Genomic DNA, 12,874 nt, shown 5'->3' with positions numbered 1-12,874 from the left:
CCCGCACCGCCCCACCGCGGCGGGCGGAACCGCACAACGTACCAACCTCCTCCGCCGCCCCGGGCGGCCTTGCCCGGACAGTGACGCGGCCCACACGCGCCCGCCGATCGGCCCCGGGCGGCCGAAGCCGCAGGCCGGAGCGGGGATCCGGGCTCCGCCCCCGCTCACGGATTCGCCGAATCCCCTTGCGGATCAGTGCCCGGCCCCTAGCGTGCGGTCCCGCACTAGGAGGCCCCATGCGATCCCTCATCGGCACCGGCCTGGTCGTCACCGCCCTCACCGCGACCGTCGCCGCACTGCTCTTCCCCCTCTGGTCGTACCGCGACCGCACAGCGACCGGCGCCGCCCTCGATCCGACGGCCGGTTCCGTCTCCACGCGCTTCGGGCCGCTGTCCGCGGCCGACCGCGACTTCGTCGAACGGGTCCGGCTGGCCGGGCTGTGGGAGATCCCCGCCGGCCAGCAGGCCCTCGAGCGCGGCACCACGGCGTCGGTGAAGCTGGCCGGACGACACCTGGTAGAGGGCCACACCACCCTGGACCAGCACGTCCGCGACGTGGCCGGGCGGCTGGGGCTGGAGCTGCCCAGCCAGCCCTCCCCCGAGCAGCGCCGCTGGCTGACCCGCCTCGACGCCGCGCACGGCGGCACGTACGACCGGGAGTTCGCCAACATCCTGCGGCGCGCCCACGGCAAGGTCTTCGCCCTCGTCGGCCAGGTGCGCGCGGGCACCCGCAACTCCGCGGTACGCGAGCTGGCCGAGGACGCCAACACCACCGTCCTGGACCACCTGAAGATCCTGGAGGACACCGGTCTGGTCGACTTCGACGCCCTCGCCTCCGGCGCGCCGCCGCCCCCGCCGGCCTCGCGTGCCGGAGCGGCCCCGGCGACCCCCGCGACTCCCGCGACTCCCGCGCCCGCCGTCACCCCGGACCTCCCCACGGCCACGCCCCTCCCCCGGCACTCACCGCACCTCTCACCGTCATCGCCCTCCCCTTCCCCCTCCTCCGAAGAGAGTTGAGCCCACCCCATGCCCAGTCACCGGCGCCGGCTCGGCGCCACGCACCTGGTCCTGATCGCCGTCGCCGCGCTGCTCGGCTCGGCGGGCCTGTTCGCCGCCGTGACCGGCAGCGCCTCCGCCCGCCCGACACCGACACCGACACCGAACTCGTCACCCAGAGTGACATCCCCCACTGACAATCACGCCCACGCGGGCCCCGACCCGGCCGACTTCGCCGACATCCGCCGCGCCCGCCCCGACGCACGCCCGCCCCGCAACGGGCCCTCCGCCTCCACCGGGACGTTCACCGCCCGCTGCGGCCGCAACGAGAACGGTCACCGCAACCCGGACAACTTCATCGTCACGCCGGGTGTGCGCAACGGCGCCCACCATCTCCACGACTACGTCGGCAACCTCTCCACCGACGCCTTCTCCACGGACGCCTCGCTGCGCGCGGCGGGCACCACCTGCGCCCGGGGCGACAGGTCGGCCTACTTCTGGCCCGTCCTGCGCCTGACGGACCGTAAGGACCCGAAGGACAAGGACCCCAAGGGCAAGGACCCGAAGAGCAAGAGCCCCGAGGCCCCCGAAGCCCCCGCCGCCCCCGACGGCAACACCGGTCGCGTCCTCACCCCCGACAGCGCCGCGCTCACCTTCCGCGGCAACCCTGCCGCCCGGGTCACCGCCATGCCGGCCGGGCTGCGGGCGATCACCGGTGACGCCAAGGCCTTCACGGCAGGCCCCGGCAACGCCCGCGCCCAATGGGGCTGCACCGGCGTCGCCGGCCGGCACTTCGGCGACAAGTACCCGCTGTGCCCGCGCGGCAGCAAGGTCGTAAGGCTGCTGGACTTCCCCAGCTGCTGGGACGGCCGCAACATCGACAGCGCCGACCACCGGGCGCACCTCGCCTTCCCCGACGCGCGCACGGGCCGCTGCGCGCGCGGCCTGCGGCCCGTGCCGCAGCTGCGGATGGAGCTGACCTACAGCGTGCCGCCCGGTCCGGTCTTCGCCGTCGACAGCTTCCCCGAGCAGCTGCGCAAGCCCGTCACGGACCACGCCGACTTCGCGAACGTCATGCCGGACGACCTGATGGCAACCGTCGTGCGCTGCGTCAACAGCGGCCGCCGCTGCGGCTGACAGCGGTCGGCTGACGGCAGCCGGCGGCGCACAGCGGGCACCAGGCACCGGGCACGGGCTCTCTTCGGGCGCATTCGCGCCCGACATCGTGCCCGGTGCTTTACTTCCCCAACCGCTAACCCAATTATCCCTTTTGCCGCATTGCATATGAAGGGATACGTACCCAGTGAGATCAGCAGCCCTGTACGGAACCCTCGGATCCCTGATCCTCACCGGGCTCACCGGACTCCCCTCCGCCCCGGCGCACGCGCTGGATCCCGGCCTCGCCGAGGCCCGCGGCGTGGCCCTGGCCGCCTCGTGGGCCGCGGAGAAGGGCATCGACTTCGACGACTGCCCGGCCGTGGAGGGCCTGCCCGCGCCCATCGAGTGCGGCACCGTCTCCGTCCCCCTGGACTACGCCCACCCCAAGGGCAAGCACATCCGCCTCACCGTCAGCCGCGCCCGCGCGCAGGGCCACGACGACGACCGGCAGGGCGCGATCGTCTTCAACCCGGGCGGACCGGGCGGCAACGGCATGTTCTACCCGCTGCTCACCCGTCTCCCCCAGTGGCACAACGTCTCCGACGCCTACGACCTCGTCGGCTACGCCCCGCGCGGTGTCGGCCGCTCGGCACCGCTGTCCTGCGTCGACCCGGCCGCCTTCGTCAAGGGCCCCACCGACGCGCCGCAGCACCCCTCCGCCGCGTACAAGAAGCGGCAACTGGCCAAGGCACGGGCCTACGCGCGCGGCTGCGCCCGCCGCAACGGCTCCGCCCTGCGGCACTACACCAGCCTCAACAACGCCCGCGACCTCGACGTGCTGCGGGCCGCGCTCGGCGAGAAGAAGCTGAACTTCGTGGGCGCGTCCTACGGCACCTACTTCGGCGCCCTGTACGCCGAGATGTTCCCCACGCACGTACGCCGCATGGTCTTCGACAGCGTCGTCAACCCCGACCCCCGCAAGGTCTGGTACGGCAACAACCTCGACCAGTCCGCCGCCTTCGAGAAGCGCTGGGCCGACTGGCGGCGCTGGGTGGCCCGGCACCACGCGGTCTACCACCTCGGGCGCACCGCCAAGGACGTGCTGGCCTCGTACGACAAGGCGAGCCGGCGCCTGGCCAAGCGGGCCGCGGGCGGCACGGTGGGCCCCGGCCAGATGCAGTCGGCGTTCCTGAAGTCCGGCTACTCCGACAGCCACTGGGCGCGCGACGCGAACGCGCTGTCCGCCTATCTGCGCGGCGACGACAAGCCGCTGATCGCGCTGGCGGCGCCCAGCGCGGCGGGCGCGCGGGCCGCCGAGAACGAGAACGCCGTCTACACCACCGTCGAGTGCAACGACGTGCGGTGGCCGCACTCGTGGGCGATGTGGGAGCGCGACAACGACAAGCTCGCCCGGCGCGCCCCGTTCGAGACGTGGAGCAACGCGTTCATGAACCTGCCCTGCGCGTTCTGGCAGGGGCCGCGGCAGCGCCCGCTCGACGTCGAGGTGGAGCGGAAGGCGGGCCTGCCGCGCACGCTGCTGCTGGCCGCCGAACGGGACGCGGCGACGCCCTACAAGGGCGCGCTCGAGCTGCAGCGCAGGCTGGCGGGCTCGGTGCTGGTCACCGAGCGCGGCGCGGGCACCCACGGCATCGGCGGCGGCCCCAACGCCTGCGTCAACCGCCACCTGGAGAACTACCTGCTCTACGGCGACCTGCCGGCACGGCGCGCCTACTGCTCGGGACGGGCGCAGCCGCGCGCAACGACAACGCAGTAGGACGACAACGCAGCAGGACGACGACGCGGTAACCGGCGGCGAACGTGAAGGGGCGCCCGGCGAAGGCCGGGCGCCCCTTCACGATGCGGGTGAGGCTCAGGCGAGGCCGGCCACCAGGTCCGCCACGGCCTTGCGGCGGCCGGTGTAGAACGGCACCTCTTCGCGCACGTGCATGCGCGCCTCGGACGCGCGCAGGTGACGCATGAGGTCGACGATGCGGTAGAGGTCGTTGGCCTCGAAGGCCAGAATCCACTCGTAGTCGCCCAGCGAGAAGGAGGCGACGGTGTTGGCCCGGACGTCGGGGTAGCCGCGGGCCATCTTGCCGTGGTCCGCGAGCATGCGGCGGCGGTCCTCGTCGGGCAGCAGGTACCAGTCGTACGAGCGCACGAACGGGTAGACGCTGACGTAGTCGCGGGGCGTCTCGTCGGCGAGGAACGCCGGGATGTGGGACTTGTTGAACTCGGCGGGGCGGTGCAGCGCCATGTTCGACCACACCGGCTCCAGCGCGCGGCCCAGGCGGGTGCGGCGGAAGCGGTTGTAGGCGTCCTGGAGGGCGTCCGAGGTCTCGGAGTGCCACCAGATCATCACGTCGGCGTCGGCCCGCAGACCGGACAGGTCGTAGGTGCCGCGCACCGTGACGTCCTTCTCGGCGAGCTGAGCGAAGAGCTCCTCGACCTCGTCGGCCCAGCCGGCGCGGTCCTGCGGCAGCACGTCGCGCAGCTTGAACACCGACCAGAGGGTGTAGCGGATGACCTCGTTGAGGTCCTTGGCCTTCTTGCCGGCGTTCGGGATCTTCTGCGCGTCAGTCATGTTCCTATTCTCCCCTGTCGTCCCGCGCGCCCTCGTCCAGGGTCGCGAGAAGCTCGTCGGCCGCCCGGTGGGCGCTCGCGACGCAGGCCGGGATGCCCACGCCCTCGTAGGCCGCGCCGCACAGCCGCAGGCCGGGCAGGCGGGCGATGTGCTCCCGGAGGCGGGCGACCCGCTCGAGGTGGCCCACCGGGTACTGCGGCAGTCCGTCGTCCCAGCGGGTGACGCGGGTGGCCACCGGGGCCGCCGTGAGACCCACGGCCTCGCCGAGGTCCTTCAGCGACATGGCCACCAGCTCGGGGTCCTCGCGCCGGAGGTCGTCCTCGTCGCCGAACCGCCCGATCGAGGTACGCAGGACGAAGAGGTCCGGGTCGGCGTCGGCGTTCCAGCGCCACTTGTTGCTGGAGAACGTGGACGCCTTGATCTTGCGGCCGTCGACGGGCGGCACGAGGAAGCCGCTGCCGTGGAGCAGACCGGCCACGTCGGAGCGGCGGAAGGCCATGGTGACCAGGGCCATGGAGGCGTACTCGACCTCGGCGAGGGCGTCCACGGCGGCGCCCGCGCCGCCCGCGCGCGCCGCGCGGCCGATGATGCGGGCGGTGTGCCGCGCGGGGGTCGCGACGACGACGCCGTCCGCCGCGAGCGTCTCCCCCTCGGTGGCGACCAGCCAGCCGTCGCCGGTGCGCTCGATCTCCGTCACCTGTGTGCCGGTGCGGATGGTGCCGCCCAGGGCCCGCACCGCCTCGGCGACGGCGAGCGGCAGCCGGCCGATGCCGCCGTCGATGCCCATGAAGACCGGCCCGCCCTGCTGCCGGGCGGCGGCGCGGGCGAGGAGGTCGCGGACCGCCGCGGTCAGCGAGCCGTGCGTCCGCGCGGCCTCGAACAGCTGCGGCACGGCGGCCCGCATGGAGATCCGGTAGGCGTCACCCGCGTAGACGCCGCCCAGCAGCGGCTCCACCAGCCGGTCCACGACCTCGCGGCCCATCCGCGCGGCGATGTACGCGCCGATGGCGACGTCCTCGCCGAGCTCGGTGCGCGGCAGCTCCTCGTCGCGGGCGACGCGGGCCAGGCCCTCCTCGGAGAGGACCTTGGAGGCGGCCACCTCGGCGAGGTCGCCGGGCACGCCCATCATGTGTCCCCTGGGCAGCGGACGCAGGTCGCCGCGGGTCCACAGCATCGCGGTGGCGGCGGGCTCGCGCAGCCGGTCGCCGAGGCCGACGGCGCGGGCCAGGGCGACGGCCTCGGGCCGCCGGGCGAGCATCGACTCGGCGCCCAGGTCCACCGGCATGCCCGCGATCTCGCCCGCGTGCAGCTTGCCGCCGAGCCGGTCCGAGCCCTCCAGCAGGGTCACCCGCGCACCGCCCTCCAGCAGCCGGTGGGCCGCCGCCAGCCCCGCGATACCGCCGCCGATGACCACCACGTGCCGCGAGGGGAAGTGCGCTGCGCTCATGGCTCCACTGTCTCAAACACCCACCCGCCCCCGACCGGCACCCCATTGACACCGACCGGCACCCGGCCGAGACTCGCGCGCACACGAGCACCCGAACGTTTACGGAGACCCCCATGAACGACCGCATCCGGGATGTGTACATCGTCGACGCCGTCCGCACCCCGGTCGGCAAGTACGGCGGGGCACTGGCCTCCGTGCGTCCCGACGACCTCGCCGCGCACGTCGTGCGCGCCCTGGCCGGCCGGGCGCCGGCGCTGGACCCGGCCCGCGTCGACGACGTGGTCTTCGGCAACGCCAACGGCGCGGGCGAGGAGAACCGCGACGTGGCCCGCATGGCCGTGCTGCTGGCCGGGCTGCCGGTGACGGTGCCCGGCGCGACCGTCAACCGGCTGTGCGCCTCCGGCCTCGAGGCGGTCGTCCAGGCCTACCGGGCGATCGCCCTCGGCGACGCGTCGGTGGTGATCGCGGGCGGTGTGGAGTCGATGAGCCGGGCCCCGTGGGTGCTGCCCAAGCCGGAACGGGCCTTTCCGGCCGGTCACCAGGAGCTGTACTCGACCACCCTGGGCTGGCGGATGACCAATCCGAAGATGCCGCCGCGCTGGACGGTGTCCCTGGGCGAGGGCGCCGAGCTGATCGCCGACCGGCACGCCATCGGCCGGGCGGCACAGGACGCGTTCGCGCTGGCCAGCCACGAGAAGGCCGCGCGGGCCTGGAAGGACGGCGGCTACGACGCCGAGGTGGTGCCGCTGCCCGGGGTGGACCTGGCGCGCGACGAGTGCATCCGCGACACCACGTCCCTCGAGGCGCTGGCTGCGCTGAAGCCCGCCTTCCGCAAGGAGGGCGGCACGGTGACGGCGGGCAACTCCTCACCGCTGAACGACGGTGCCGCCGCCCTGCTGCTGTGCGACGAGGAGGGCCTGCGGGCGACCGGCCGTGAGCCGCTGGCGCGGGTACGGGCGTCGGCGGTCACCGGCATCGAGCCGGACCTCTACGGGCTCGGGCCGGTCGAGGCGGTGCGCCGGGCGCTGGGCAAGGCGGGACGTTCCTTCGCGGACCTGACGGTCTTCGAGCTCAACGAGGCCTTCGCCGCGCAGGCGCTCGGCTGCCTGGCCGAGTGGCCGGAGCTGGACCCGGCCGTCGTCAACCCGCGGGGCGGGGCGATCGCGATCGGCCATCCGCTGGGCTGCTCCGGCGCCCGCCTGGTGGGCTCGGTCGCCCACCAGCTGGCGGCCGCCGGGTCGGGCACGGGCCTGGCGGCGCTGTGCATCGGCGTCGGCCAGGGGCAGGCGCTGGTCCTCGAACGCTGACCGATATCCGCTGCTCCGGCGGGGATCGCGCCCGCCGGAGAGGGGTAGGCCAAGGCCATGGCAGCCAACGGACCGGCACGAACGGCAGGAGCGCACCGAAGGACCGGCCAGGAGGGCGAGGCGCCGGCCTACACCGGCGTCACCGCACGCAGACCGCAGCGGCCGCCGGTGCCCGTCGTCCTCGATCCCGGGGCGGCCGAGCTGACCGGCCCCGTCTTCGGACCGGCCGACGTCGGCCCGCTGGACAGCGATCTGACGCGGCAGCACCGCGGCGAGCCGCTGGGCGAGCGCATCACCGTCAGCGGGCGCGTCCTGGACGGGCGGGGCCGCCCGGTCCGCGGCCAGCTGGTGGAGCTGTGGCAGGCCAACGCCGCCGGCCGCTACGCCCACCGGCTGGACGACCACCGGGCGCCGCTCGACCCCAACTTCACCGGGACCGGCCGGTGCCTGACCGACGCCGCCGGCCGCTACCGCTTCACCACCGTCCGGCCCGGCGCCTACCCGTGGGCGCCCCACCCGCACGCGTGGCGCCCCGGGCACCTGCACTTCTCGCTGTTCGGCACGGCGTTCACCCAGCGCCTGGTCACCCAGATGTACTTCCCCAACGACCCGCTGCTGCCCTACGACGCGGTCCGCAACTCCCTTGCCGACGCCGACGCCCGGCGCCGCCTGGTCGCCGTCTACGACCCCGATCTCAACGAGAGCGAGTGGTCGCTGGGCTACCACTGGGACATCGTCCTGGACGGCCCGGCCGCCACCTGGACCGCCCCTCCACCGGAAGGCCGCTGACATGCCGCTGGACGCGACGCCCTCCCAGACGATCGGCCCCTACTACGGCACCGCCCTGCCCTTCCCCGGAGGCGGCGACGTCGTCCCCGCCGGGCACCCCGGCGCCCTCGTCCTGCACGGGTACGTCATCGACGGCGACGGCGCGCCCGTGCCGGACGCGCTGCTGGAGTTCTGGCAGACGGCCCCCGACGGCTCACCGGCCGGGGCGCCCGGCAGCCTGCGCCGGGACGGGTCGGTCTTCACCGGCTTCGCGCGCGTGCCCACCGACGGGGACGGCCACTACGCGCTGCGCACCCTGCCGCCGGGCGGGGCGCCGTACCTGGCGCTGTGCCTGTTCGCCCGCGGGCTGCCCCACCACCTGTTCACCCGCGTCTACTTCGCCCTGCCCGAGGGCGACGCGCTGCTCGCCGCCCTGTCGGCCGACCGGCGCGGCACACTGCTGGCCGTGCCGGAAGCGGACCGGCCGGACACGTACCGCTTCGACGTGCGGCTGCGGGGCGACGAGCGGCACGCCGAAACGGTGTTCCTGGCCTTTGCCGGTACCGGCTAGCGGGCCGTGCGCTCGTGGACGTACTCGACGAGGCGGGTCAGCGCGTCCGGGTCGGTCGACGGCATGACGCCGTGGCCGAGGTTGAAGACGTGGCCCTCCAGGCCGCGGGCGGCGGCCAGGACCTCGTCGGTCTTGGTCTCCACGGCCTGGCGCGGCGCGAAGAGGACGGTCGGGTCGAGGTTGCCCTGCAGTGCCTTGCCGGGGCCGACGCGGCGCGCGGCCTCGTCCAGGGGGACGCGCCAGTCGACGCCGACGACGTCGGCTCCGGCCTCACCCATCAGGCCCAGCAGCTCACCGGTGCCCACGCCGAAGTGGATGCGCGGCACGCCGTAGCCGGCGACGGAGTCGAAGACCGTGCGGGAGGCGGGCATGACGTAGCGCCGGTAGTCGGCGGGGGCGAGGGCCCCGGCCCAGGAGTCGAAGAGCTGCACGGCGCTCGCGCCCGCCTCGATCTGGACGCGCAGGAAGGCGGAGGTGATGCCGGCCAGCCGCTCCACGAGGTCGGCCCACAGCTGCGGGTCGCCGTACATCATGGCCTTGGTGTTCTCGTACGTCCGCGAGGGCCCGCCCTCGATGAGATAGCTGGCCAGTGTGAACGGCGCGCCGGCGAAGCCGATGAGCGGGGTGGCGCCGAGCTCGGCGGTGAGCATGCCGATGGCCTCGGTGACGTAGGGGACGTCGTCCGGGGTGAGCGGGCGCAGCCGCTCGAGGTCGGCGCGGGTGCGGACGGGCTCGGCGACGACGGGGCCGACGCCGGGCTTGATGTCGAGGTCGACGCCGATGGCCTTGAGCGGCACCACGATGTCGCTGAAGAAGATGGCGGCGTCGACGCCGTGGCGGCGCACCGGCTGCAGGGTGATCTCGGTGACCAGCTCGGGCCGCATGCAGGACTCGAGCATGGGGATGCCCTCGCGGACCTTGCGGTACTCGGGGAGCGAGCGGCCCGCCTGGCGCATGAACCAGACCGGGGTGTGCGGCACGCTCTCGCGGCGGCACGCCCTCAGGAACGCCGAATCGTGTGCCGCGGTGCGGCCCGTCTGCTGCTGGCTGCGCTCACTCATGCCCCAAATCTTCGCACGGGCCGAACGAGTGACCCGCCCGTGTGGGTGTCCCTACCCGGAACCGGGGGTGGTTCCGCCTAGTCTTCCGGGCATGGCTGCGGCGCAGGGACACCTCTCGGACGGTCCGGACGACGCGGATGGGGAGGGCACCCCGTCCGTCTTCCGGCAGGCGGTCGCGGGGCTGCAAGGGGTTCGCCTGCGGCCCGAGATCGAGCTGGACGCCACTCCGCCGCCCCAGCGGCTGGCCCCGTACTCGTACGCCCTGGAGGCGGCGGTCGTGGTGGACGACGAGGAGCTGGCGGACGGGCGGCTGATCCTGCTGCACGATCCGGCGGGGCACGACGCGTGGGGCGGCACGTTCCGTCTGGTGACGCTGGTGCACGCGGAGCTGGAGCCGGAGATGGCGGCGGACCCGCTGCTGCCGGAGGTGTGCTGGTCCTGGCTGACGGGCGCGCTGGAGGCGCGCCGGGTGCCGTACGCGGCGATCAGCGGGACGGTGACGCGGGCGGGCTCGCACTATTTCGGCGGGCTGCGGGAGCGGGAGCCGTCGACGCGGATCGAGATCCGGGCGTCGTGGTCGCCGGCGCTGCCGGCCAAGGGTCCGGGCGCGGGCGGGGTGCCGGACACGGCGGCGCATCTGTCGGCGTGGTGCGATCTGCTGTGCCAGATCGCGGGGCTGCCGCCGGGCGGCGCTCCGGAGGCGGGCATCGTGACGCTGCCGCAGCGGCGGGGGCCGCACAGCCGGTGACGTACGGGCCGGTGCGGCCCCTTCCTGCGCCTCTGACCTGTGGTTTCTTGTCGGGGCGGGTGGCAAGTTGATCGGGCAACCGTCCTAATTGCCCGAATTGTTACTCACCAATTCGTGATCATTCCCTAAAGCCGGACCGTTTCGCTGCCGAAGGACCTTGTGACCCTTCCCATACGGATCGCCCCGGCTTGTCCCCAAGTCGGCACCGGTCCCCCGCCACTCCCCCATGGAGGCCTGGTGTCCGTTCTCCTCGAGCAACCCGCTAGCCTCGCCTACCGCCCGAACAAACCGACCGCCATGGTCGTCGTCGCCGACCCACGGGTCCGCTCCACCGTCACCCGCCATCTGTGGGCGCTGGGCGTGCGCGACGTGATCGAGGCATCGTCCATCGCGGAGGCCAGGCCGCGCATCGGCAGCCCGCGCGACATCTGCGTGGCCGACGTCCACCTTCCGGACGGCTCGGGCCTGACGCTGCTGTCCGAGACCCGCGCGGCGGGCTGGCCCAACGGCCTGGCGCTGTCCGCCGCCGACGACATCGGCGCGGTGCGCAACGCCCTCGCGGGCGGCGTCAAAGGCTATGTCGTCACCGGAACCCGTACGAACCTCGGCGTGCCCGGCCGTCCCGGCGCCGCCCCCATCGGCTCCGCAGCGGCCCGGATGCAGCGCCGCCCGCCCGGCGCCCCCGGCCACCCCGGTGGCTACCGCGAGCTGTCCGGCCGCGAGGTCGAGGTCCTGCGGCTGGTTGCGGAGGGCCAGTCCAACAAGGCCATCGGCGTCTCCATGGGCCTCTCGGCGCTCACCGTCAAGAGCCACCTCGCCCGCATCGCGCGCAAACTCGGCACGGGCGACCGCGCCGGAATGGTCGCCGTGGCCCTGCGCACCGGCATCATCCACTGACGCGCGAAGCGCGCCGCGCCCGTCGCCGGAACGTTCCGGCGACGGGCGCTTGCCATACACAGATACCCTTGACCAGTGACCGACGCCCAAGAGACCGCAGAAGACACTGCACTGCGAACCACCGGGGGCGGCCCCCCGGACGACGTCGATTCGGCGCCGATCCCCCTGCTGGAGCCGCGTGAGGGCATGCCCCCGGTCGTCGCCGACGCCGACGCCCTCGCCGGGGTGGTCGCGGCCTTCGCCGCGGGCACCGGCCCCGTCGCCGTCGACGCCGAGCGCGCCTCCGGCTACCGCTACGGCCAGCGCGCCTACCTCGTCCAGCTGCGCCGCGAGGGCGCCGGGACCGCGCTGATCGACCCGGTCGGCTGCCCCGACCTCACCGCCCTGGGCGATGCCCTGTCCGGCGCCGAGTGGGTGCTGCACGCCGCCACCCAGGACCTGCCGTGCCTGCGCGAGATAGGGATGACGCCGACGCGGCTCTTCGACACGGAGCTGGCGGGACGGCTCGCGGGCTTCGCGCGCGTGGGACTCGGCGCGATGGTCGAGAACGTCCTGGGATACGCCCTGGAGAAGGGCCACTCCGCCGTCGACTGGTCCACCCGCCCGCTGCCCGAGCCCTGGCTGCGCTACGCCGCCCTGGACGTGGAGCTACTGGTCGACCTGCGCGACGCGCTGGAGGAGGAGCTGGACCGGCAGGGCAAGCTGGAGTGGGCCCGCCAGGAGTTCGACGCCATCGCCTCCGCGCCGCCCGCCCCGCCCCGCAAGGACCCCTGGCGCCGCACGTCCGGCATGCACAAGGTGCGCCGGCGCCGCCAGATGGCCGTGGTGCGCGAGCTGTGGACCGTACGCGACCACGTCGCCCAGCGGCGCGACGTCTCACCGGGCAAGGTGCTCGGCGACGGCGCGATCATCGAGGCCGCCCTGAACATGCCGGTCGGCGTCCAGGCGCTCGCCGCCCTGCCCGGCTTCGGGCACCGGATGAGCCGCAAGCAGCTCGAGCAGTGGCAGTCCGCCGTCGACCGCGCCAGGGCGCTGCCGGACGCCGAGCTGCCGCAGCCCGGCCAGCCGCTGACCGGGCCGCCCCCGCCGCGCGCCTGGGCGGACAAGGACCCGGTCGCCGCGGCCCGGCTCTCGGCCGCCCGCTCGGCGGTCTCCGAGCTCGCCGAGCGGCTGACCATGCCGCAGGAGAACCTGATCACCCCGGACACCGTCCGCCGCCTGTGCTGGGAGCCGCCCAAGGTCCCCACGGCGGAGGCCGTCGCCTCGGTGCTGAGCGCGCACGGAGCCCGCGCCTGGCAGGTCGAGCAGGTGACCCCGGTCCTGATGAAGGCCCTGGCGGACACCGCCGCCTGAGCCTCCGTTCCTCCCCACGGGCCCGGCCCCCGCGATCGCGGGGGC

The 12,874-nt window shown here is 74.2% G+C and carries 12 protein-coding genes; 9 read left to right on the top strand and 3 right to left on the bottom strand.

Annotation, left to right across the window (positions count from 1 at the left end):
* Positions 1 to 236 precede the first annotated feature (236 nt).
* The 3 genes from ACIG36_RS09450 to ACIG36_RS09440 all read left to right on the top strand — a co-directional run bounded on the left by ACIG36_RS09450 (position 237) and on the right by ACIG36_RS09440 (position 3,867).
* A complete protein-coding gene (locus ACIG36_RS09450; RefSeq protein ID WP_399924620.1) occupies positions 237 to 1,016 on the top strand; it encodes a DUF4142 domain-containing protein in 780 nt (259 codons plus the stop codon).
* 9 nt (positions 1,017 to 1,025) lie between these two features.
* Positions 1,026 to 2,132, top strand: a complete 1,107-nt coding sequence (locus tag ACIG36_RS09445) for a DUF1996 domain-containing protein (RefSeq protein WP_399924617.1) — start codon at positions 1,026 to 1,028, stop codon at positions 2,130 to 2,132.
* 166 nt (positions 2,133 to 2,298) lie between these two features.
* Positions 2,299 to 3,867, top strand: coding sequence for an alpha/beta hydrolase (locus tag ACIG36_RS09440; RefSeq protein WP_399924614.1), 1,569 nt, complete (start codon positions 2,299 to 2,301; stop codon positions 3,865 to 3,867).
* Between the two features lie 96 nt (positions 3,868 to 3,963).
* Here the strand turns inward: ACIG36_RS09440 and hemQ are convergent, their stop codons facing one another.
* Together hemQ and hemG are read right to left on the bottom strand one after the other, a co-directional pair.
* Positions 3,964 to 4,677, bottom strand: a complete 714-nt coding sequence (gene hemQ, locus ACIG36_RS09435) for a hydrogen peroxide-dependent heme synthase (RefSeq protein WP_399924611.1) — start codon at positions 4,675 to 4,677, stop codon at positions 3,964 to 3,966.
* Between the two features lie 4 nt (positions 4,678 to 4,681).
* Positions 4,682 to 6,124 (bottom strand): protoporphyrinogen oxidase, encoded by a 1,443-nt coding sequence (gene hemG / locus ACIG36_RS09430; RefSeq protein ID WP_399924608.1) that lies wholly within the window; start codon positions 6,122 to 6,124, stop codon positions 4,682 to 4,684.
* A gap of 113 nt (positions 6,125 to 6,237) precedes the next feature.
* On the opposite strand from hemG, the gene ACIG36_RS09425 reads away from it, so the two are divergent.
* Genes ACIG36_RS09425 through pcaG form a run of 3 tightly spaced genes read left to right on the top strand, consistent with a single transcriptional unit; the run spans position 6,238 to position 8,770 of the window.
* The gene (locus ACIG36_RS09425; protein WP_399924605.1) at positions 6,238 to 7,431 is read left to right on the top strand and encodes a thiolase family protein; all 1,194 of its coding nucleotides are present in this window, start codon (positions 6,238 to 6,240) and stop codon (positions 7,429 to 7,431) included.
* A gap of 57 nt (positions 7,432 to 7,488) precedes the next feature.
* Positions 7,489 to 8,220 carry a protocatechuate 3,4-dioxygenase subunit beta gene (gene pcaH, locus ACIG36_RS09420; protein WP_399924602.1) on the top strand — a complete coding sequence of 244 codons (732 nt, stop codon included), beginning with the start codon at positions 7,489 to 7,491 and terminating at the stop codon, positions 8,218 to 8,220.
* Between the two features lies 1 nt (position 8,221).
* Positions 8,222 to 8,770: a protocatechuate 3,4-dioxygenase subunit alpha gene (pcaG, locus tag ACIG36_RS09415; protein WP_399924599.1), complete on the top strand. Its 549-nt coding sequence runs from the start codon at positions 8,222 to 8,224 to the stop codon at positions 8,768 to 8,770.
* On the opposite strand, the gene hemE is transcribed toward pcaG, so the two are convergent.
* Complete coding sequence (gene hemE, locus ACIG36_RS09410) at positions 8,767 to 9,831, bottom strand: uroporphyrinogen decarboxylase (protein ID WP_399924596.1); 1,065 nt, start codon at positions 9,829 to 9,831, stop codon at positions 8,767 to 8,769. The genes pcaG and hemE overlap by 4 nt on opposite strands.
* A 91-nt stretch (positions 9,832 to 9,922) precedes the next feature.
* On the opposite strand from hemE, the gene ACIG36_RS09405 reads away from it, so the two are divergent.
* The 3 genes from ACIG36_RS09405 to ACIG36_RS09395 all read left to right on the top strand — a co-directional run bounded on the left by ACIG36_RS09405 (position 9,923) and on the right by ACIG36_RS09395 (position 12,829).
* A complete protein-coding gene (locus ACIG36_RS09405; protein WP_399924593.1) occupies positions 9,923 to 10,579 on the top strand; it encodes a DUF3000 domain-containing protein in 657 nt (218 codons plus the stop codon).
* A 237-nt stretch (positions 10,580 to 10,816) separates the two neighbouring features.
* Complete coding sequence (locus ACIG36_RS09400; RefSeq protein WP_071963467.1) at positions 10,817 to 11,476, top strand: response regulator transcription factor; 660 nt, start codon at positions 10,817 to 10,819, stop codon at positions 11,474 to 11,476.
* A 75-nt stretch (positions 11,477 to 11,551) separates the two neighbouring features.
* Complete coding sequence (locus ACIG36_RS09395; RefSeq protein WP_399924590.1) at positions 11,552 to 12,829, top strand: HRDC domain-containing protein; 1,278 nt, start codon at positions 11,552 to 11,554, stop codon at positions 12,827 to 12,829.
* The last annotated feature ends 45 nt before the right edge of the window (positions 12,830 to 12,874 follow it).

Origin of the sequence: Streptomyces sp. NPDC053048, from assembly GCF_044547045.1 — a bacterium.
GTDB lineage: Bacteria > Actinomycetota > Actinomycetes > Streptomycetales > Streptomycetaceae > Streptomyces.
The sequence above is the reverse complement of the archived record's forward strand: the minus strand, read 5'-3'. Positions and strand labels throughout refer to the sequence as shown.